Here is a 21,711-nt window from a genome sequence, read left to right as displayed (position 1 = left end):
GGGGGGTGGGGGGTGGGGGTGTGGGGGGGGGGGGGGGGGGGGGGGGGGGGGAAAAAACCTTGTTGTGCCGCGGGGGGGGGGGGGGCCCGGGCTCCCTCCCCCCCCCCCCCCACCTGCGTAGAGCCCAGGGGCTAGACGTCGCGACGGACCGACAGCAGGTCCTCCAACTGCTCCTCCCGCGCCTGCGCGGCGACAAAGAGCAGTTCGTCCCCCGCTTCGAGCGAGTCGTCCGGCGTCGGCGCGAGCACGCGCGTACCCCGGATGATGGTGACCAGCGAGGTGTCCTCGGGCCACTGGACGTCGCCGACGCGGGTGCCCGCGAGGGCGGACTCCGGCGGCAGCGTCAGCTCGACGAGGTTCGCGTCGCCGTGGCTGAAGCGGAGGAGGCGCACCAGGTCACCGACGCTGACGGCCTCCTCGACGAGCGCGGACATCAGCCGCGGCGTGGACACCGCGACGTCGACGCCCCAGGACTCGTTGAAGAGCCACTCGTTCTTGGGGTTGTTGACGCGCGCGACGACCCGCGGGACGCCGTACTCGGTCTTGGCGAGCAGCGAGACGACGAGGTTGACCTTGTCGTCGCCGGTCGCGGCGATCACGACGTTGCAGCGCTGCAGCGCCGCCTCGTCCAGGGAGGTGATCTCGCAGGCGTCGGCGAGCAGCCACTCGGCCTGCGGGACGCGCTCGACGGAGATGGCCGTCGGCGCCTTGTCGACGAGCAGGACCTCGTGCCCGTTCTCCAGGAGCTCACCGGCGATGGAACGGCCCACCGCACCGGCTCCGGCAATGGCGACCCTCATCAGTGACCGCCTTCCTCGGGGCCTTCGGCGAACGCCGCCTCGACCTTCTCGACCTCGTCGGTGCGCATCATCACGTGCACCAGGTCGCCTTCCTGCAGCACCGTCTGCGACGTCGGCAGGACCGCCTCGCCGAGCCGGGTGAGGAACGCGACGCGGACGCCGGTCTCCTCCTGCAGCTGGCTGATCTTGTGCCCGATCCAGGCGGCCGACGCGTGCACCTCGGCGAGCTGCACACCGCCGGTGGGGTCGCGCCACAGCGGCTCAGCGCCGGACGGAAGCAGTCGGCGCAGCATCTGGTCGGCGGTCCAGCGGACCGTGGCGACCGTGGGGATGCCGAGGCGCTGGTAGACCTCGGCGCGGCGCGGGTCGTAGATACGGGCCGCGACGTTCTCGATGCCGAACATCTCGCGGGCCACCCGGGCGGCGATGATGTTGGAGTTGTCGCCGCTGGAGACGGCGGCGAAGGCACCGGCGTCCTCGATGCCGGCCTCGCGCAGGGTGTCCTGGTCGAAGCCGACGCCGGTCACACGGCGGCCGCCGAAGCCGGAGCCCAGACGGCGGAATGCGGTGGGGTCCTGGTCGACGACGGCGACCGTGTGCCCCTGCTGTTCCAGGGTCTGCGCGAGAGCGGAACCGACTCTCCCGCAGCCCATGATGACGATGTGCACGTCGTTACCCCGCGCTCCTCATGGCCCTCGTGACCTGCGTAAATGCCCTACTCATGACTCTCGCCCTCGCATGTTCCCCGTGTTTGCTCGAGTCCACGTTAACGGCTTCCTCACCCGGGTCGGATCCCGCGGGACGGTCCAGGCCAGGGCGGGGGCTCACTCGACGGCGCGCAGCATGCTCTCCATGGACTGCACCCGGACGTTCAGCTCGGTGAGCTGGGTCCGTATGGCTTCCTGCTGGGCCGTGACCGAGTCCAGCGCCTTGCGGTAGCCCTCCATCGCCTGCGCGTACTCGAGGTCACGCTCACGGCTGCGCTGCGTCTGGAATTTGGCCACCGTCACGATTGCGCCGGCAAGGATCAGGAAGAAAGCGATCGGGATGATCGCGTCGCTCATTGGGGCGTCCCCTTTGGTGAGTGCTTTCCGGCTTCGCCCGTCCCGTCCGGTGGAGCGTCCGCCCCGTCGAGGCGGGCAGCCGCGAGAATCGTATCGACGTTCAACTGCACGTCAAAGGGCGCGAGTTCGAAGTACTTCAGGGCCTTGCCGTCGTCGGAGAGCTCCAGCCTGCCGATCACCAGACCGGCCTTCTCCAGGCGCTCCAGGTGCATGTAGAGCAAGGGCCGGGAGACGCCGAGGCGGCGGGCGAGTTCGCTCACGTACAGCGGGCCCGTGGACAGCTCCGTGATGATCCGGATGCGCTGGGCGTGGCCCACGGCCGCCAGAAAGGCCAGCAGCTCCTCGCTGTTCATGGCCTGCATGGCCCGCCTTCGCGCCGTCCCGATACCCGTCGGCCAAGGCTTACGCATGGCTTGAACCACTGTCAAACCCTCCGTCGATCGGACTCTTCCATTCCTGCGTGCCTGCTCACGGACGCCGTGCGCCTGCTCAGGGACCTCATGCGCGTGCTCGCGCACCCGGCCTCGTTCGATCCTGACAGTTGACGCTTTAGACCTTCACCTGTCAGTCTCAACTTACACATGGAGGACGGGAGGGTCGCTATGGCAGCGAGGGGGCCGGACATGAGGCGCGGCGCGAGGAAGTCGATGACGGTGCGGGTGGCGCGGTGGAGCGCGCTGCATCCGTGGCGGGCGATCGTCGGCTGGTTCGTGTTCGTCGTGCTGTGCCTGGGAGCGGGCATCACGGCCGGGATGAATCAGGCGACGTCGGCGGACTTCCGCGTCGGCGAGGCCGGGCGCGCGGAGGCCATGGCGGCGCGGGGCGACCTTCAGATCAAGCCGCTCGAGCAGATCCTCATCAGCGCCGAGCCGGGCCGGCGCCTGGACCCCCGCGCCGCCGACGCGGCCGTCCGTGACGTCACCCGGCGCATGCGGGCCCTGCCCGAGGTCGACGAGGTCGCCCCGCCGGTCCGCTCGCAGGACGGCAGGGTCGTCCGGGTGCCCGTCACCCTGAAGGGGCCGGAGCAGGAGGGCAAGAAGAACGTCGTCCCGCTCCAGGCCGCGACCGAGAAGGTGAAGAAGGCCCACCCGGACGTCGTGGTGGAGGAGACCGGCGCCGCGTCCGTGAGCAAGGGCGTCAACGACCAGCGCGGCAAGGACCTGGCGTTCTCCGAGATGATCACGCTGCCGGTCACGCTGATCACGCTGGCCCTGGTGTTCGGCTCGGTCCTGATGGTCGGCGTACCGCTGCTGCTCGCCATCACCTCGATCATGGCGACCATGGGCCTGGCGATGCTCGCCTCGCACCTGCTGCCCGACACCGGCGTCGGGATGAACATGATCCTGCTCATCGGCATGGCCGTCGGCGTCGACTACACGCTCTTCTACCTCAAGCGCGAACGCGAGGAGCGGGCCCGCGCGGGCGGCAGGCTCTCCTCGGAGGCGCTGGTCGAGGCCGCCGCGGCGACCGCGGGTCGCGCCATCGTGATCTCCGGACTCGCCGTGATCGTCTCCACCGCCGCGCTCTATCTGGCCGGGGACGTCATCTTCGACTCACTGGCCACCGGCACCATCCTGGTCGTCGCCGTCGCCGTGATCAGCTCGGTGACCGTGCTGCCCGCGATGCTCGTCAAGCTCGGCAAGCGCGCGGAGCGCCGCGCGGACAAGCGCCGGGCTGCGGGCAAGACCGTGCGGTCCGACGCCGAGAAGAAGCCGGGCCGGGTCTGGAACGCCCTGCTCACCCCCGCCCGCAAGCGCCCCGCGCTCACCCTGTGCCTGTCCGTCCTGGTCCTGCTCGGCCTCGCGGCCCCCGCCGTGACCATGAAGCTCAAGGACCCGGCCCGGGACAGTTTCTCCCGCGAGATCCCCGCCATGCAGGGCTACGACCGAATGCTCGCCGCCTTCCCCGACCTGCGCATCCGCTACCAGGTCGTGGTCACGTCCGAGCCCGGCCGGGCCCAGCAGGTCACCGACGCCCTGCGCGCCCTCGACCGCAAGGCCGCCGCCGACCCGCTCCTCGCCCGCCACGACCGCCCCGCCGTCAGGACCTCCGCCGACCGCCGCGTCAGCACCCTGGACCTGGGCGCCCGGCACGCCACGTACTCCGACAAGGCCGTCCAGGCCCTCGACCACATCCGCGACGACTACCTGCCCGCGACCGTCGGCAAGCTCGACGGCGTCGAGACCGCCGTCAGTGGTGACGTGCCGCGCGGCGTGGACTACGTGGACCACCAGAGCCAGAAGCTGCCGCTGGTCCTCGGACTGCTGCTCCTGATGACGTTCGCGATGACGGTGTACGCGTTCCGGTCGGTCGTCCTCGGACTGCTCGGCGTCGGCCTGAACCTGCTGTCGGCCGCGTCCGCGCTCGGGCTGCTCGTGCTCGTCTTCCAGGGGGAGTGGGCCGAGGACCTGCTGTCCTTCGTCTCCCTGCACGGCATCTCCTCGCGCGTGCCGCTGTTCCTCTTCGTGATCCTCTTCGGGCTCTCGATGGACTACCAGGTGTTCGTGGTCAGCCGGATCCGCGAGGCCGCCCTGAACGGCGTGCCCACCCGGCAGGCCGTCATCGACGGGATCGCGGCGTCCGCCAAGGTCGTCACCAGCGCGGCCGTCGTCATGGTGACCGTCTTCGCCAGCTTCGTGATGCTGCACATCCTGGAGATGAAGCAGATGGGCTTCGTCCTCGCGGTGGCCGTCCTGCTCGACGCGTTCGTGATCCGCGTCATGATTCTGCCGGCGGCGCTGCTGCTGCTCGGCCGGGCGACGTGGTGGCCGTCGAAGGCGGTGCGGCGGGCCGAGGAGCGACTGACCCGCGGGTACGCGGCCCCGGCCGGCGAGAGCGCGGAGTCGCCGCTGGCGGGGGCGGGAACGGCCCGCGAGCGGTGAGCGCGGACGCGGCGCGCGGCAGTGAACGCTGAGTGGGTGGACCGGACGGTGCGAGCACACCGCCCGGTCCACCCACTCACCTTTTGAACATCTCTTTAAGCTTCTGGCCAGAAGCTCTTGACAGGACCGGGGTACTGGGTGGGCGGCGCACTGACGCAGCGCTTACGATCCTCTGCGTGTCCAAACTGACCGACGTGCCCAAACGGATCCTCATCGGGCGCGCACTGCGCAGCGACCGGCTCGGAGAAACGCTCCTGCCGAAGCGCATCGCCCTTCCCGTGTTCGCGTCCGACCCGCTGTCCTCCGTCGCGTACGCGCCCGGCGAGGTGCTGCTCGTCCTGTCCGTCGCGGGCGTGTCGGCCTACCACTTCAGCCCCTGGATCGCCGTCGCGGTCGTCGTGCTGATGTTCACGGTCGTCGCCTCGTACCGCCAGAACGTGCACGCGTACCCGAGCGGCGGCGGTGACTACGAGGTCGCCAACACCAACCTCGGGCCCAAGGCCGGACTGACCGTCGCGAGCGCGCTGCTCGTCGACTACGTCCTGACCGTGGCCGTGTCGATCTCCTCGGGCATCGAGAACCTGGGCTCGGCGATCCCGTTCGTCGTGGAGCACAAGGTGCTCTGCGCGGTCGGCGTCATCGTGCTCCTGACCCTGATGAACCTGCGCGGCGTGAAGGAGTCCGGCAAGCTCTTCGCGATCCCGACGTACGTCTTCGTGGCGGGCGTCTTCATCATGATCGCGTGGGGCGCCTACCGCGGCCTGATCCTCGACGACACCATGAAGGCCCCGACCGCCGACTTCGAGATCAAGGCCGAGCACGAGGGCCTCGCGGGCTTCGCCATGGTCTTCCTGCTCCTGCGGGCCTTCTCCTCCGGCTGTGCCGCGCTCACCGGCGTCGAGGCGATCAGCAACGGCGTGCCCGCGTTCCGCAAGCCCAAGTCAAAGAACGCCGCGTCGACCCTCGCCCTGATGGGCGCGCTCGCCGTCACCATGTTCTGCGGCATCATCGGCCTCGCCATGGCGACCAACGTCCACATGGCCGAGAAGCCCGCCAAGGACCTCCTCGACAACGGCGTCCCGCTCGGCGGCGACTACGTCCAGAACCCGGTGATCTCCCAGGTCGCCGAGGCGGTCTTCGGCGACGGCAGCTTCCTGTTCATCGTCCTGGCCGCGGCCACCGCGCTGGTCCTCTTCCTCGCCGCCAACACCGCGTACAACGGCTTCCCGCTGCTCGGCTCGATCCTCGCGCAGGACCGCTACCTGCCGCGCCAGCTGCACACCCGCGGCGACCGCCTCGCCTTCTCCAACGGCATCGTGCTCCTCGCGGGCGCCGCGGCGCTGCTCGTCTGGATCTACGGCGCGGACTCCACCCGCCTGATCCAGCTCTACATCGTCGGCGTCTTCGTCTCCTTCACGCTCAGCCAGATCGGCATGGTCCGGCACTGGAACCGCCACCTGGCCACCGAGCGCGACCCGGGCAAGCGCCGCCACATGGTCCGCTCCCGGGCGATCAACACCTTCGGCGCCTTCTTCACCGGCCTGGTCCTGATCGTCGTACTCGTCACGAAGTTCACGCATGGCGCGTGGGTGGCGCTGCTCGGCATGGTCATCTTCTACGCGACGATGACCGCGATCCGCCGCCACTACGACCGGGTCGCCCACGAGATCGCTGCCGCCGAGGGCCCCTCCGACGACAGCGTCCGCCCCTCCCGCGTGCACTCCATCGTCCTCGTCTCCAAGATCCACAAGCCGACGCTGCGGGCCCTCGCGTTCGCCAAGCTGATGCGCACGGACACCCTGGAGGCCCTGAGCGTCAACGTCGACCCGGCCGAGACCAAGGCCCTGCGCGAGGAGTGGGAGCGGCGCAGCATCAGCGTGCCCCTGAAGGTCCTCGACTCGCCCTACCGCGAGGTCACGCGCCCGGTCATCGAGTACGTGAAGTCGCTGCGCCGGGAGAGCCCGCGCGACGCGGTCAGCGTGATCATCCCCGAGTACGTCGTGGGCCACTGGTACGAGCACCTGCTCCACAACCAGAGCGCGCTCCGCCTCAAGGGCCGCCTCCTGTTCACCCCCGGCGTGATGGTCACCTCCGTCCCCTACCAGCTGGAGTCCTCCGAGGCCGCGAAGCGGCGGGCACGCAGGCGCCAGGAGTGGAACGCGCCGGGCTCGGTGCGGCGGGGGCCGGTGGAGAAGCGGGCGAAGGAGACGAGCAAGAAGGGGTGAGGGGGCGCGGGGCGCTCCTTGGGGGACGGGCTGGTCCCTGGCGGGGCCTGTAGCCCGGCGGGGCTCGTTCCCGGTTGTGGGGCCCGTGCCCCCGCCGGGTGGGCCCTCTTTGGCGGGCGACCCGGTCCTCGACGGGGCTCGCTCCTCGGCTGGGCTCGGCCCTCGACGGGGCTCGGCCTCGCCGGGCGGGCCCTCCCTGGCGGGCGGCCGGGCAAGGTCAACGTAGACTGGTGGGCTGTCGTCCGGGCGCCCGTGTTTCACGACGTTCTCGATGTTCTCGATGTTCTCGACGTCGTCGACCACCGCCCTTACCTCTTACGTTGTGGAGTCACCCCGCCATGCAGGCTGAACCGAAGAACTCACTGGTGGGCGAGGAGTACGAGGTCGAGGTCGGGCCGGTCGCGCACGGCGGGCACTGCGTCGCCCGAACGGCCGAGGGCCAGGTCCTCTTCGTACGGCACGCGCTGCCCGGCGAGAAGGTCGTCGCGCGCGTCACCGAGGGCGAGGAGGGCGCGCGCTTCCTGCGGGCCGACGCCGTGACGGTGGTGGAGGCCTCCAAGGACCGTGTCGAGGCCCCCTGCCCCTACGCGGGCCCCGGCCGCTGCGGCGGCTGCGACTGGCAGCACGCGAAGCCGGGCGCGCAGCGCCGCCTCAAGGGCGAGGTGATCGCCGAACAGCTGAAGCGGCTTGCCGGGCTCACGCCCGAGGAGGCCGGCTGGGACGGCACGGTCATGCCCGCCGAGGGCGACAAGCTCCCGGCCGGGGAGGTCCCGTCCTGGCGCACCCGCGTCCAGTACGCCGTCGACCCCGACACCGGCCGTGCGGGCCTGCGCCGCCACCGCTCGCACGAGGTGGAGCCGGTCGACCACTGCATGATCGCGGCCGAGGGCGTCACCGAACTGGGCGTCGAGCGGCGCGACTGGCCCGGCATGGCGTCGGTCGAGGCGATCGCGGCGACGGGTTCGCAGGACCGCCAGGTGATCCTGACGCCCCGTCCCGGGGCGCGCCTCCCTCTGGTCGAGCTGGACAAGCCGGTCTCCGTCCTCCGCGTGGAGGAGAAGGACGGCGGGGTGCACCGGGTCCACGGCCGCCCCTTCGTCCGCGAACGCGCCGACGGCCGTACGTACCGCGTGGGCAACGGCGGCTTCTGGCAGGTCCACCCCAAGGCGGCGGACACTCTGGTCACGGCCGTCATGCAGGGCCTCCTCCCGCGCAAGGGCGAGACGGCTCTCGACCTCTACTGCGGCGTGGGCCTGTTCGCGGGCGCCATCGCCGACCGCGTCGGCGACGAGGGCGCCGTCCTCGGCATCGAGTCCGGCAAACGCTCCGTCGAGGACGCCCGCCACAACCTCGCCGCCTTCGACCGCGTCCGCATCGAACAGGGCAAGGTCGAATCGGTCCTCCCGCGCACCGGCATCACCGAGGTCGACGTCATCGTCCTCGACCCGCCCCGCGCGGGCGCGGGCAAGCAGACGGTGCGCCACCTGGCGGGCCTCGGCGCGCGCCGTATCGCTTATGTGGCTTGCGATCCGGCGGCGCTGGCCCGGGATTTGGGGTATTTCCGGGAGGGCGGGTACAAGGTGCGGATGCTTCGGGCGTTCGATCTGTTTCCTATGACGCATCATGTGGAGTGCGTCGCGATCCTTGAACCCGTCGCGAAGGGTCGCTGACCTGGCCGCTCGCCCCGTGCGGCGTCCCGGTGGCAGGGGGTTCGCCTGCGACGATACCCAGCGTGATTGCCTCGATCATTGCTGTTGCCGCCACCCTCGTCGTCTGGTCGTTGTTGGCTGAGAAGTTTGAGGAGTGGCGGTTCACCGCGCCGGTTGTTGTGGTGGTGGCGGGGGTGGTGGTCGGGCTTGCGGTGCGGGACAGCGTGGGGGAGACGCTCAATACGCATGCGGCTTTGCGGGCGGCTGAGATCACGTTGGCTGTGTTGTTGTTCGTTGATGCGGCTGATGTTCGTGGAGGGATGTTGGGGCGGCATCCGGGGGCCGCGTTGCGGGTGTTGTTGGTTGGGTTGCCGTTGAGTCTGGCCTTTGCCGTGGGGGTGGGGGCCTGGTTGCTGCCGGGGGTCGGGTGGCCGTTGTTGTTGGTGATCGCCTGTGTGGTGGTGCCCAGTGACTTCGCGCCCGCGCAGGCGATTCTGCGGGATCGGCGGCTGCCGGCTCGGGTGCGGGACGTGCTCAATGTGGAGGGCGGGTACAACGACGGGATCGTGTCGCCGGTCTTTCTGTTCGCGTTGGTCCTGGCGGGGCACGCCTCGGACGGGCGGTCGCCGGGGGACGCGCTCGGGACGGCCGGGCCCTCGGCCCTGAAGGCGGTTCTCGTGGGGCTCGCGCTGGGGGCCCTGCTGGGGTTCTCCGTGAATCGGGCCGAGCGGGCCGGGTTCATGAGTGCGCAGGCCAAGCGGTTGGTTCTTGTCGCGGCGCCGTTGTTGGCCTACGGGTGTGCCGTGGGGATCGGTGGGAACGGGTTCGTTGCCTCCTTCCTGTGCGGGTTCGTCTTCCACGCCGTGCGGCGCACCGAGGACACGCAGCGGGAGATGCAGCTCATCGATGACGTCGGGTTTCTGCTCGGAGTCGTCATGTGGTTCGTCTTCGGTACGACTGCCGTGTTCGCCCTTTGGGGCGGGGTGGAGTGGAAGCTGGTGCTGTTTTGCGCGGCGGCGCTCACCGTGGTGCGGATCGTGCCTGTGATCGTTTCGCTCGTCGGGTCGGGCGTCCCCGTCAGGGAAGGGCTGCTCATCGGGTCGCTCGGGCCCCGGGGGACCACGTCCATCGTGTTCGGGCTGCTGGCCTTCAACGAGCTGAGCCTCGATGACGACGCCGTTCTTGTGCTGACGGCCCTGGTGGTCACCGTGCTCGGCAGCGTCGCTCTGCATGGGCTCGGGTCCCCCGTGACCGCGCGGAAGTATCGGCAGTAGTTCGGTTCCGTACGGCTGCCCTCGTTGTCCGTCGGCTTTCGGGTGGCTAGAGGGGTGTGGTGTCGTCGGGCGTGAACGGTGCGCCGTGGCCCGGGACGATCACGTCTGCCGTGTCGCGTACGCGGATGCGGGACGCCCGCAGGACGTCGCGGTCCGGTGCCACGGGGTCGTCCGCCGGTCCTGCCGAGTGCCACCAGAGGTCGCCCGCGAAGGCGATCACGCCGGAGTCCGTGCCCGCGAGGAGGGTGATGTCCTCGGGGCTGTGGCCAGGGGTGCGGATCAGGCGGAGGGACGGGGTGAGTTCGTGGCCTTCGGCGTCCCTGTTCGTCCAGGTGTTGTTCTGGTACTCGACCTTGTGGTCGTGGATGCGGGCCTGGGGGAACAGGCCCACATTGAGGGTGTTGTCGGGGTGGTGGTGGCTGAGGACGACATCGGTGATGTCGTCGGGGCCGAGGCCGAGTTCGGCCAGGGGGCCGAGGATGTCGTCGCGGCTGGCGACCATGCCGGGGTCGAAGATGATGTGGCGGCCCGCGTCGGCGATGTAGGAGACGGTGGCGGCGACGCCGGGGCCCGTGGAGCCCACGTAGCCGGTGGTCAGGATCGTGTAGGTGGCGCTGCGGCCGAGCTGTGTGTTCGTCATGGCTTTGATCCTTCCGAGTGCCGTCAGCTCCCACGAGTGGCAGTTCTGCCTGTGATCGCAGGATTTGTGCCAGTGCTTCAGGGGTTCGTGTCCGGCGAGTCTCGTCAGGGGTACGGCCAGGTCACCGCGCGAGCCGCGACGTGGGTGCCGTCAGCGCCAGCCACACCCGGTCGCGGGTCACCAGGAGCGTGGTGAACCGGGTGCCCGTGGCATCGCGCAGGGCGTTGGTCAGGGCGGGGGCCACCGGGTTGAAGGGGCTCTCGCTCATGGACTTGGCGCCCAGGGGGCCGATGGCGTCCCTGGTGCGTGCGAAGTGGACCTCGGTGCGGGGGACGTCCGCGTACTGCGGCAGGCGGTAGCGGCGGAACGCGGCCGTGGTGACCTCGCCGCGGTCGTCGACGCGTACCTCCTCGAAGAAGGTCGCGCCGAGCGCCTGGGCGACACCGCCCTCCACCTGCCCGCGGCACTGCATCGGGTTCATCACCTTGCCCGCGTCCGCGGCGTGCACGCTGCGCAGGACGCGGATCTCGCCGGTTCCGGGGTCCACGGCCACCTTGAACCAGTGCGCGTTGAACGCCACCGAGCGCGGGGTGCCGCCCCGGTGGCCGTCGGCGGAGAGCTCGACCTCGGCGCCCCACGCGTGGGCCGCCTCGTGGAGTTCCTTGAGGGTGACGGTGCGGCCCGCGCAGTCGAAGGCCTCCGCGCCCTGGTGGCACAGGTGCCGGGCCACCCCGGTGTGCCGGGCCGCGAACGTGCGCAGGCGCTCGGCGAGTGCCTGCGCCGCGAGCAGCACCGCCTTGCCCGCCACCACCGTCCCGGTCGAGCCGAAGGCGCCCGTGTCATGGCGTACGACATCTGTGTCCGACTGGCGGATCGTCACCCGGTCCTCCGTGGTGCGCAGCGCACCCGCCGTGATCTGTTGGTGGACCGTGGTGGTGCCGTTGCCGACACACGCCGTCCAGCGCGGCGGTCAGCGAGATCATCGGCCCGGCCGGAAGACCGTTGCAGAGGTTGCCGCCGACGGTCGCCGTGTTCCAGATCTTGAACGAGGCGAGGAAGGCGCGGCAGCACTGCTGGAAGAGCGGTGCCGTCCCTACCGGCAGGGTCGCCGCGAAGCGGGACAGGGCGGTGATCGTGCAGGTCGCCGCGATCTCCAGGGCGCCGTCCCGCCGGAGCGTCACCGGCTCCCAGCCCATCCGGCTCAGGTCCACGAGGCGGCGCACGTGCGGCTGCGGTTCGGAGAAGAGGTGCGTTCCGCCGCCCAGCCAGGCGTCGCCCGGCCGCCAGGGTTCGCGGCGCCGCGCGTCCCGTACGTCGAGCATGGTGTTCAGATCCACGGCTCCCCCTGTCGTGCGCTCATGGCTTCCCCTGTCGTCCGCCCGCCGCCTTCCGGCCACGGGCGGCGTGTGTTCCGGCCATCGGCTGTCCTCAGTGAAGCCCGCCCGACGGGGCTCGGACCACTGGTCCCGTACACGGAAAAACCCCGGACCCGCAGGCCGCCCCTTGTGTGTTCAACCAAGAGGCGTTCTGCTCGAACACCTGGGCATTTACGATGAGGCTTCTCGTATTCGCCTCGTGAATGTGAGATGCGGGCCGTCCCGCAGCCGCGCAAGGAGCACCGCATGCACGTCGACCATCTCCGCCAGCTCGACAGCCTCGGCATCACGCTCGTCTGGGCCGACGAGCACCTGCTCGGCCGGGAGATCAGAGGGGTCACCGCCACCGACCTGGAGGACCCGGAGCGCTTTCTGCGGCCCGGCGAGATCGTCCTCACCGGACTCGTGTGGTGGCACCCCGACGACGGCCGCGCCAAGGCCGAGCGGTTCGTCGCCGCCCTGAGCGCGGGCGGCGCGGTCGCCCTCCTCGCCGGTGAGGAGGGCGACCGCGCCGTCCCCGCCGAACTCGTCGACGCCTGCCGCGCCCACCGTGTGGCCCTGTTCTCCGTGCCCGCGCGCACCAGCTTCCGCGCCGTCACCGAGGCGGTGTACCTCCGGCAGTCGGGGGATCTGAGCCGCCTCCCGGCGTCCCACCACGCCCTGCCGGAGAACGTACGCGGCGAACTCGGCCGTCTCCTGGAGCGCGGCGCGGGCCCGGCCGAGCTGCTGGAGAGCGCCTTCGCCCACCTCGGCGCGCCGCCCTGCCACCTGCTGACCAGCACCGGCCGCACCGTCGCCCGCACCGCGTCGGCCCCGGCCCTGTCCGCCCACGAGGCCGTGCGGCTGCTGCACTCCGCGTCCGGCACCACGCTGCGCGTCCAGGCCGACGCCACCGCGTACGACGCCTGGTGGCTGCACCTGCCGGACGCGGCCGCCGCGCCGCCCCGCGTCGTGCACGAGATAGCCGAGGTGCTCGCCCAGCACCGCCACCACCACGACCGCCGCCGTGCCGCCCGCGACCGGGCCCACGAGGCGCTCGTCGACCTGGTCGTCCGGGCGGACGCCGGGGCACCGGACACGGACGCGCTGGCCGACGCGCTGCGGGCCTGCGGGCTGCCGGGGCGGGGGAGTTATCGGGTGGTGGTCGCGGGGGTGGGTGCGGGAACGGGGGCCGGTGGGGGAGTTGGGGGTGCGGGCGCGGGAATCGGTGCGGGAGTTGGGAGTGCGGGAACCGGTACGGGAGTCGGGGGTCCGGTGGACGGGGCGGGCGCGCATGCCGCCGGGGGCGTCCCGCCTCGTTCCCGGCTCGCCCTCGACGCCCTCGCCGAAGCCACGCGTCACCTCACCTCCGGGCCCTTCGCGGTGGCGGAGCGCCCGGGCGTCGGGGCGGTCGCGATCGTCCCGGTCGACGCCGGGGGCGACGGCGACGGCAAGGCGGGTGAGGGGCGTGAGTCGCGTGAGTCCGACGACGGGCTCCGGGACGGGTTCAGGGGTGTGTGGCCGCTGCTCCGGGCCTGTCGGCCGGACGTCGCTCTGCACGCGGGCGTCAGCGCCCGGATCCCGGACCCGGCCGGTCTCGGCCGGGGCGTCGTCCAGGCCCGCTACGCCCTCGCCGCAGCGCGGACCGCCGTCTCGGGAGCCGTCGCGTCGGGAGCCGTCGGCCCGGAGGCCGCCGCCGTCACGGCCGTCGACGACCTCTCCACCCTGGAGGCGCTGCTCGCCGGAGTCCCCGACGACGTACGGGCGGCGTACCGGAGCAGCACCCTCGGCCCGCTCCTTGGCGAGTCACGGGCGTCGCGCGGCGTGCTCCTGGAGACGCTGGAGGTGTTCCTCGGCCACAACGGCTCCTGGGCCCGCACCGCCAAGGCCCTGCGACTGCACGTGAACACCGTCCACTACCGCATCCAGCGCGTCGAGGCCCTCACCGGCAGGGACCTGTCCCGCCTCGACCACAAACTGGACCTGCGGGCGGCCCTGCTCTGCCGCTGAGGCGCGAACGGCCCGCGGGGGACACGGCCTCAGGAAACATCGACATGGACATTCGTCGACTTCACCCGGGCCGTGACCATCACCCCGACCTCAAGGCCCAGTTCCACCACGGACTCCCGCGTCACCAGGGACACCAGGCGGTGCGGGCCGGACTGGATCTCCACCTGTGCGGCCACGTCGTCGAGGCGGACCGCGGTGACGATCCCGGCGAACGAGTTGCGCACGGACGTGGCCACGCCTTCCGGCACCGGATGCCGTCCCGCGGCTCGCTCCTTCGCGAACGCCGCGAGCGCGGGTCCGTCGATGGCCCGGTTCCCCGTGCCGTCCCGCTCCATCCGCAGCCGACCGCCGTCCGCCCACCGGCGGACGGTCTCCGCGCTCACGCCGAGGAGCGCCGCTGCCTGTCCAATGCTGTACGACCGCACAGCCGCACTCTACGGGGAGCGCACCGTCCCCACCGCTGGGCGGAATTGAAGATTCCGTTTGGGTTCCGGGTGTGCTCCCCGGCGCCGCCGGTCACCCGGGCGCGGCCTCTCCCGGCCGCCCGACTTGTGCTGTCCTGGCGACGGGACATGGCAAACCATCGCGTGTTCGCGAACTGAATGTTGACACTTTCGCGGAGTGCGGTTCGGATTCCCGAGCCACTTCCGTTTTCCGTGCGAGTGTTCCGTGCGCTGTCGTTCCCGGTGGCGCAAAGCGCCTGTACGGGCCGTTCCTTGCCCCTGCCGAAGGGTGCTCATAGGCTCGTTGCGCGGGAGCGGGGGCATTTCTCGTCGGGGGTTCGGGAGTGACCGTCGTCCGGTCTCTTTTATTTCACTCAGCATTTCCGTCCAGTGGCCTTCGCCACGCCTGCGGACAATGGTGTGCGCATGTTATTCGTTAAGAGTCTTGCGTGGTGGGACTTTGGGGTTGACGTATCGGCGTGAAGGTGTGCGGAGGGCTCCGGCGATGAGCAATCGGAGTGATCTTGATGGCGGTTGACTCCGTAGCCGCGAGGTACGAGCCTGTCGGAGCAACGGGAGTGCAAGAGCTGCCCAGCGAGCGGGTTCTGGCTGCTCGGCCGAACCGAACGAGCGATGCGGGCGATCAATTGCGTCGGTGAATAGGGCTTTCACGCCCTGTCATTCGTGCGCGCTTGCCGCTCGGCCTCCGCGGCACGGATTAATCAATGATCCTGGCTTCAGGTCCAACGTCTAACCACTGTGGGGGATGGTCGCTTTGTGTTCTTTTGAGCAGGGTGCGTTGCGGGGCGAGCTCAATGACACGGAGGTTCCGGTACCGGTGGGGACGATTCCTGAACTGTTCGAACGGCAAGTCGTCGCGGCGCCGGATGCGACCTCTGTGGTCTTCGGTGACGAGTCGCTGAGCTTTGCCGACCTTGACGCGCGCGCGAATCGTCTCGCGCGTTTTCTGATGGAGCGCGGCGTCGGCGCGGAAACCGTCGTCGGCGTGGCGCTGCGCCGGTCCCCCCAGTGGTGCGTGACGGTGCTCGCCGTGATGAAGGCCGGCGGCGCCTATCTGCCGGTGGACCCGGCCTATCCCGCCGACCGCATCGCGTACATGGTCGAGGACTCCGCGGCCGTCATGGTCCTGGTCGACGAGGACACCGCCGGGCTGCTGCCCGACCTTCCCGCCCCCGTCGTCCGCCTCGACGACCCGGAGGTCACCGTCGCCGTCGCCGCGTACGACGCCGGGGACGTCGGCGACGCCGAGCGCGCCACTCCGCTGACCGTCGCCAACGCCGCGTACGTGATCTACACCTCGGGCTCAACGGGCCGCCCCAAGGGCGTCACCGTCACCCACACCGGCATCGCCAACCTCGTCGGCGCCATGCTCGACCGGATGAACGTCACGCCGGACAGCAGGATCCTGCAGTTCTGCTCCCCGAGCTTCGACGTGTCCGTGGGCGAGCTCGGCATGTCGCTGCTGTCCGGCTCCACCCTCGTCATGGCCGACAAGGACGCCCTCGCCCCCGGCGCCCCCCTCGTCGAGACCATCAACCGGCACGCCGTGACGCACGCCGTCATGTCGCCCGCCGTGCTCGCCGCCATGCCGACCGGCTCGCTGCCCACCGTGCGCAGCCTCGCGGTCGCCGGTGAGGCGACCGCGCCGGAACTCGTCGCCACCTGGGCCGCCGACCGCCGGATGATCAACGGCTACGGCCCCACCGAGACCACCGTCGCCGTCACCCTCAGCACCCCGCTGACCGGTGACGGCCAGGCCCCGCCGATCGGCGCGCCCCTGTCCAACACCCGGGCGTACATCCTCGACGACGACCTGAAGCCGGTCCCCGAGGGGAGCCCGGGCGAGCTGTACATCGCCGGTGCGCCCCTCGCCCGCGGCTATCTGGGCCGTCCCGCCATGACCGGTGAGCGCTTCGTGGCCTGCCCGTTCGGCGGGCCCGGCGAGCGGATGTACCGCACCGGCGACCTCGTGCGGTGGGGCGACGACGGTCAGCTCGTCTTCCTCGGCCGCGCCGACACCCAGGTCAAGATCCGTGGTCTGCGCATCGAACTGCGCGAGATCGAGGCCGCGTTGCTCGCGCACCCGCGCGTCGGGCACGCCGTCGTGACCGTCCACGAGGGCCGGGGCACCGGCAAGCAGCTCGTGGGCTATGTCGTCCCGGCCGGGGCCGGGGACGCGGAGGCCGCGCGGGAAGAGGCCGCCAAGAGCGGCGGCACCGGCCACATGACCTTCGACTCGGGCTTCTCCACCGGTGAGCTGCGCGGCTACCTCGGTCAGCGGTTGCCGGATTTCATGGTGCCGGCGACGGTGGTGGTGCTTGACCGGCTGCCGTTGACGACGAACGGCAAGGTCGACAAGAAGGCGTTGCCGGAGCCGGAGTTCAAGGGCAGTGCCTATCGTGCGCCGCGCACCGTTGAGGAGGAGGTCCTGGCGGGCGCGTTCGCCGCGGTGCTGGGTTTGGACCGGGTGGGGATCGATGACGACTTCTTCGCGGTGGGCGGGGACAGCATCCAGTCGATCCAGGTCGTCTCGCGGGCCCGTGCGGAGGGGCTGGAGGTCAGTGCGCGGGAGGTGTTCGAGTCCCGGACGGTGGCGCGGCTGGCGGAGGCGGCTGTGGCCAACCGGCTCTCGGGTGCTGTGAGTGTGCTGGAGGAGTTGGAGGGCGGGGGTGTCGGGTGGATGCCTCTGCTGCCGGTCGCGCGGTTGCTGCGCGGGTGGGGGCCGGGCTTCGACCGGTTCCTGCAGGCGATGGTCCTGGACCTGCCCGAAGGCATCAGTGCCGAGCAGCTCACGGCCACCCTCTCGGCGGTGGTCGACCGGCATGACCTGCTGCGGGCGCGGCTGGTCGAGGACGGCGGGGGCGGCCTGGACGTCGCCGCGCCGGGGTCCGTCGATGTCGCCGCGCTTCTCAAGCGAGTGGAATCCGATGGGGTTTGGGAGGGTGAGGCCTGGCATGCGGAGCTGATGGCCGAGCTGGAGACGGCTGCCGCGTCGTTGGAGCCGGGGGCGGGGGTGGTTGCGAAGTTCGTGTGGTTCGACCCGGCCGGGGAAACGCCGGGACGGTTGCTGATCGTGTTGCATCACCTGGTCGTGGACGGGGTGTCCTGGCGCATCCTGATGCCCGACCTCGCGCTGGCCTGGGAGCAGGTCCGCGACGGGCGCACCCCGCAGCTCGCGCCGGTGGCGACCTCGATGCGGCGCTGGGCGCACGCCCTGGCCGAGGAGGCCGCAAGCGATAGGCGCACCGCCGAACTCGCCCTGTGGCAGTCCATCGTGGAGGGCCCCGACCCGGTCCTGGGCATCCGCCGCCTGGACCCGGCCCTGGACACCATCGCCACCCTCACCGAAACCCGCGTCCAACTCCCGCCACAGCTCACCGAGGCGCTGCTCACCACCGTCCCGGCGGCTTTCCACGGCGAGGTCAACGACGGCCTCCTGGCCGGACTCGCCCTGGCGCTGGCCAAGTGGCGCCGCACCCGCGGCACCCACGAGCCCTCCTCCCTGATCCGCCTGGAGGGGCACGGGCGGGAGGAGGCCGCCGCCCCCGGCGCCGACCTCTCCGAAACCGTCGGCTGGTTCACCAGCGTCTTCCCCGTCCGCCTCGACCTCACCGGCACCGACCTGGACGAGGCCATCAGCGGCGGTCCCGCCGCCGCCCGCGTCCTGAAGGCCGTCAAGGAGCAGCTGCGCGCGATCCCGGACAAGGGCATCGGCTACGGCCTGCTGCGCCACCTCAACCCCACCACCGCCGACGTCCTGGCCGCGCACGGCCACGGTCAGGTCGGATTCAACTACCTCGGCCGGTTCTCCGCCCACACCGACATGCCCGCCCACGCACAGAACCTCGGCTTCACCCAAGCCACGGGCATCACCGGACTCGACGCCCTGGACGCCGCGCAGGACCAGGCCATGCCCGCCCCGGCCGAGGTCGACATCAACGCCTCCGTCACCGACACCCCCGAAGGCCCCCGCCTCGGAGCCCTGTTCACCGCCCCCTCCGGCGTGCTCGCGCAGGAGGAGGTCCGTGAGCTGGCCGACCTGTGGCGCACCGCCCTTGAGGGTCTGGCGCGGCACGCCGCCCAGTCCGGCGCCGGTGGTCTGACGCCGTCCGACATTCCCCTGGTCAACGCCACCCAGGCCGACATCGAGGCCTGGGAGGAGCAGTTCCCCGGCCTGTCCGACGTCTGGCCCACCTCCCCCCTCCAATCCGGCCTCCTCTTCCACACGCTGATGGCCGACGGCGCGGAGTCCTCGTTCGACGCCTACCAGGTGCAGTACGCACTCCAGCTCTCCGGGCGCATCGACCCCGCACGAATGCGCGCCGCCGGACAGGCCATGCTCGACCGCCACCCCGCCCTGCGCACGGCCTTCGTCAACGACGCGTCCGGCGACCTAGTCCAGCTCGTCGTCGACGGCGTCGAGCTGCCCTGGCAGGAGGTCGACCTCAGCGGTACGCCCGAGGGCGAACGGGACGCGGCGTTCGAGAAGTTCATGGCGGACGACCTCAAGGCCCACTTCGAGATCACCAAGCCGCCGATGCTGCGGCTCTCCCTGGTCAAGCGCGAGGCCGAGCGGTTCGAGCTGGTCCTGACGGCGCACCACGCGCTGTTCGACGGCTGGTCGCTGCCCCTGCTCATCCAGGACGTGCTCCGCTTCTACGGCACCGGTGGCGACACCTCGGGCCTGCCGCCCGCGCGGACGTACCGTGACTACCTCGCCTGGCTGGCCCAGCAGGACCCCGAGGTGTCCGCCGAAGCCTGGCGCCGCGAGCTGGACGGCGTCGACGAGCCCACCCTCCTGGCCCCCGGCGCGGAGACCGGAAGCCACAGCTCCGGCATCGCCCAGGTCGACGTGCCGCTGACCCCGGCCGAGGCCACCGGGCTGACCCGGCGCGCCGCGGACCTCGGCGTCACCCTGAACACCCTCGTGCAGGGCTCCTGGGGCCTGCTCCTCGGGCAGTTGACGGGGCGTCAGGACGTGGTGCTCTCGTCCACGGTCGCCGGGCGTCCGCCCGCGCTCGCCGGGGTCGACTCGATCGTCGGCATGTTCCTCAACACTCTGCCCGTACGCGTCCAGTGCGCCCCCGGCGACACCCTCGCCGACCTGCTCACCGGCCTCCAGGACCGGCAGGCCGCCCTCCTGGACCACCACCACTACGGCCTCACCGAGATCCACAAGACCACCGGCCTCAAGGCGCTGTTCGACACCCTCGTCGGGTTCGAGTCCTTCCCGCTGGACCGCGGCACGATCAGCGAGGTCAGCGCGGCCGCCGGCATCACCATCACCGGCATCCGCGCGTTCACCGCGAGCCACTACCCGGTGACCGTCTTCGTCTACCCGGACGGGGAGCACCCCCGCCTGAACGTCCAGTACCAGCAGGACGTGTTCGACGAGGACGAGGCGGACACCCTCGCCGCGCGCTTCGGCCGGATCCTCGCCACCGTCGCCGCCGACCCGCACCAGGCCGTCCGCGCCGTCGACGTGCTCGACCCCGCCGAGCGCGAGCGCCTCGTCGTCGGGCTCAACGACACCGCCGAGCCGACGCCCGAGCTGACGATCCCCGGCTTCTTCGAGGAGCAGGCGGCGAAGACCCCGGACGCGGTCGCCGTCGTCTTCGAGGACCGGCAGCTCACGTACGCGGAACTCGACACCCGCGCCAACCGCCTCGCCCGCGAACTGATCAAGCAGGGGGCGGGCCCCGAGACGATCGTCGGCCTCGCCCTGCCGCGCTCCGCGGACCTCGTCGTCGGCATGCTCGGCATCCTCAAGTCCGGCGCCGGATACCTGCCGATCGACCCCAAGTACCCGAGCGCGCGCCTCGGTTCGATCCTCACCGAGGCCGCCCCGCGGTTCGTGCTCACCGACTCGGCGACGACCGGGGTGCTGCCCGCCTCCGACGTCCCGCACGTGCACCTCGACGCGCTGGCGCTCGACGACGCGCCGGGCGGCCCCGTCACCGACGCCGACCGGCACTCGCCGCTCAGCCCCGACGGCATCGCGTACGTGATGTACACATCGGGCTCCACCGGCACGCCCAAGGGCGTCGTCATCACGCATGCCAACGTCGTCAACGGCGTGACGCGGCTCGCGGCGCGGGTCGCCGGGGGCCCCGGCTCCCGGATGCTCGCGGGCACCTCCGTCAACTTCGACGTGTCGGTGTTCGAGACGTTCACGACGCTCTGCTCCGGCGGCACCGTCGAGGTCGTCAGGGACGTCCTCGTCCTCGCCGAGCGCGACAGCTGGTCGGGCAGCGTGATCAGCACCGTGCCGTCCGTCTTCAACGAACTGCTCGAGCAGATCGCCGCCAAGACCAAGGTCGAGACGCTGGTGTTCGCCGGTGAGGCGCTGCCCGCCGCGCTGGTCGGCCGCATCCGCGAGGCCATGCCCGGCGTGAAGGTCGTCAACGCCTACGGCCAGAGCGAGAGCTTCTACGCCACCACCTTCGCCCTCGCCGCCGACGAGCCCTGGACCGGCTCGGCCAGCGCCCCCATCGGCACGCCCCTCGGCAACATGCGCACCTACGTCCTCGGCCCGGGCCTCACCCCCGTACCGGAAGGCGTCGTCGGCGAGCTGTACGTGGCCGGGAACATCGGCCGCGGCTACTACGGCCGCTCCGTCCTCACCGCCGACCGCTTCGTCGCCGACCCCTACGGCCCGGCCGGAGCGCGCATGTACCGCACCGGTGACCTGGCCCGCTGGACCGCCGACGGGCAACTGGAGTACGTCGGCCGCGGTGACGCGCAGGTCAAGGTGCGGGGCTTCCGCATCGAGCCCGGCGAGGTCGAGGCCGCCCTCACCGCCTTCCCCGCCATCGCGCAGGCCGCGGTCGTGGTGCACGACGGCGGCGAGAGCGTCGGCAAGCGGCTCGTGGGCTATGTCGTGCCCACCGAGTCGGACGGCGTCAGGAGCACGGTCGACATGACCGAGCTGCGCGACTTCGTCATGGGCCGCCTGCCCGAATTCATGGTGCCCGCCGCGGTCGTGGTCCTCGACCGCTTCCCGCTGGCCCCGAACGGAAAGCTGGACCGCAGGGCCCTGCCCGAGCCGGAGTTCGCGGGCGCGGCCTACCGCGCGCCGCGCAACGAGAAGGAAGAGACGCTCTGCACGCTCTTCGCCGAGGTCCTCGGCGTGGAGCGGGTCGGCATCGACGACGACTTCTTCGACCTGGGCGGGAACTCCCTGTTGGCCACGCGGCTCACCAGCCGCATTGGCAAGGCACTCGGAGTCAGTGTGCCGATCCGGGCGATCTTCGAATCGCACAGCATCGCCGAACTATCGCGCACGGTGCAGAACGCCACGGCGTCGCGCCGACCCAAGCTGCGCAGGATGAACAGGAGTGGACAGTAA

12 protein-coding genes and 2 pseudogenes are annotated in these 21,711 nt (G+C 71.1%); 6 read left to right on the top strand and 8 right to left on the bottom strand.

Annotated elements, in window-relative coordinates:
- Positions 1-131: 131 nt before the first annotated feature.
- The 4 genes from ACZ6AA_RS28715 to ACZ6AA_RS28700 form a co-directional block, all read right to left on the bottom strand.
- Entirely contained in the window at positions 132-800 is a 669-nt protein-coding gene (locus tag ACZ6AA_RS28715; RefSeq protein WP_030357312.1) for a potassium channel family protein, read from the bottom strand.
- Positions 800-1,468, bottom strand: a complete 669-nt coding sequence (locus ACZ6AA_RS28710) for a potassium channel family protein (RefSeq protein WP_030357311.1) — start codon at positions 1,466-1,468, stop codon at positions 800-802. Before ACZ6AA_RS28710 ends, ACZ6AA_RS28715 begins: the two co-directional genes overlap by 1 nt.
- 156 nt (positions 1,469-1,624) lie before the next feature.
- The gene (locus ACZ6AA_RS28705) at positions 1,625-1,864 is read right to left on the bottom strand and encodes a hypothetical protein (RefSeq protein WP_468456133.1); all 240 of its coding nucleotides are present in this window, start codon (positions 1,862-1,864) and stop codon (positions 1,625-1,627) included.
- Positions 1,861-2,217 (bottom strand): ArsR/SmtB family transcription factor, encoded by a 357-nt coding sequence (locus tag ACZ6AA_RS28700; protein ID WP_468456131.1) that lies wholly within the window; start codon positions 2,215-2,217, stop codon positions 1,861-1,863. Before ACZ6AA_RS28700 ends, ACZ6AA_RS28705 begins: the two co-directional genes overlap by 4 nt.
- Before the next feature lie 270 nt (positions 2,218-2,487).
- Here ACZ6AA_RS28700 and ACZ6AA_RS28695 point away from each other — a divergent pair, with 270 nt between their 5' ends.
- From ACZ6AA_RS28695 to ACZ6AA_RS28680, 4 genes are all read left to right on the top strand, one after another.
- Positions 2,488-4,746 carry an MMPL family transporter gene (locus ACZ6AA_RS28695; protein ID WP_468483119.1) on the top strand — a complete coding sequence of 753 codons (2,259 nt, stop codon included), beginning with the start codon at positions 2,488-2,490 and terminating at the stop codon, positions 4,744-4,746.
- Positions 4,747-4,922: 176 nt separating this feature from the next.
- Entirely contained in the window at positions 4,923-6,971 is a 2,049-nt protein-coding gene (locus ACZ6AA_RS28690; protein WP_468456128.1) for an APC family permease, read from the top strand.
- 338 nt (positions 6,972-7,309) lie between these two features.
- Positions 7,310-8,641, top strand: coding sequence for a class I SAM-dependent RNA methyltransferase (locus tag ACZ6AA_RS28685; protein WP_468456126.1), 1,332 nt, complete (start codon positions 7,310-7,312; stop codon positions 8,639-8,641).
- A 62-nt stretch (positions 8,642-8,703) separates the two neighbouring features.
- Complete coding sequence (locus tag ACZ6AA_RS28680) at positions 8,704-9,894, top strand: cation:proton antiporter domain-containing protein (protein WP_468456124.1); 1,191 nt, start codon at positions 8,704-8,706, stop codon at positions 9,892-9,894.
- 46 nt (positions 9,895-9,940) lie between these two features.
- Here ACZ6AA_RS28680 and ACZ6AA_RS28675 read toward each other — a convergent pair whose 3' ends face one another.
- From ACZ6AA_RS28675 to ACZ6AA_RS28665, 3 genes and pseudogenes are all read right to left on the bottom strand, one after another.
- Complete coding sequence (locus ACZ6AA_RS28675; protein ID WP_468456122.1) at positions 9,941-10,534, bottom strand: MBL fold metallo-hydrolase; 594 nt, start codon at positions 10,532-10,534, stop codon at positions 9,941-9,943.
- Between the two features lie 121 nt (positions 10,535-10,655).
- Positions 10,656-11,492: pseudogene (locus ACZ6AA_RS28670) on the bottom strand (xanthine dehydrogenase family protein molybdopterin-binding subunit); the annotation flags it as partial.
- Positions 11,482-11,871, bottom strand: a pseudogene (locus ACZ6AA_RS28665) (FAD binding domain-containing protein); the annotation flags it as partial. The pseudogenes ACZ6AA_RS28665 and ACZ6AA_RS28670, both read right to left, overlap by 11 nt.
- A 285-nt stretch (positions 11,872-12,156) precedes the next feature.
- Between ACZ6AA_RS28665 and ACZ6AA_RS28660 the strand changes: the two are divergent.
- Complete coding sequence (locus tag ACZ6AA_RS28660) at positions 12,157-13,899, top strand: PucR family transcriptional regulator (RefSeq protein WP_471460732.1); 1,743 nt, start codon at positions 12,157-12,159, stop codon at positions 13,897-13,899.
- Positions 13,900-13,928: 29 nt separating this feature from the next.
- Here ACZ6AA_RS28660 and ACZ6AA_RS28655 read toward each other — a convergent pair whose 3' ends face one another.
- On the bottom strand, positions 13,929-14,324 hold the full coding sequence (locus ACZ6AA_RS28655; protein ID WP_468483854.1) for a TOBE domain-containing protein: 396 nt from the start codon (positions 14,322-14,324) through the stop codon (positions 13,929-13,931).
- Positions 14,325-15,180: 856 nt separating this feature from the next.
- Between ACZ6AA_RS28655 and ACZ6AA_RS28650 the strand changes: the two genes are divergently transcribed.
- The gene (locus ACZ6AA_RS28650) at positions 15,181-21,711 is read left to right on the top strand and encodes an amino acid adenylation domain-containing protein (RefSeq protein ID WP_471460731.1); all 6,531 of its coding nucleotides are present in this window, start codon (positions 15,181-15,183) and stop codon (positions 21,709-21,711) included.

It is taken from the genome of Streptomyces sp. NPDC040610, from assembly GCF_055594065.1.
This window is presented reverse-complemented; position numbering and strand designations above follow the sequence as displayed.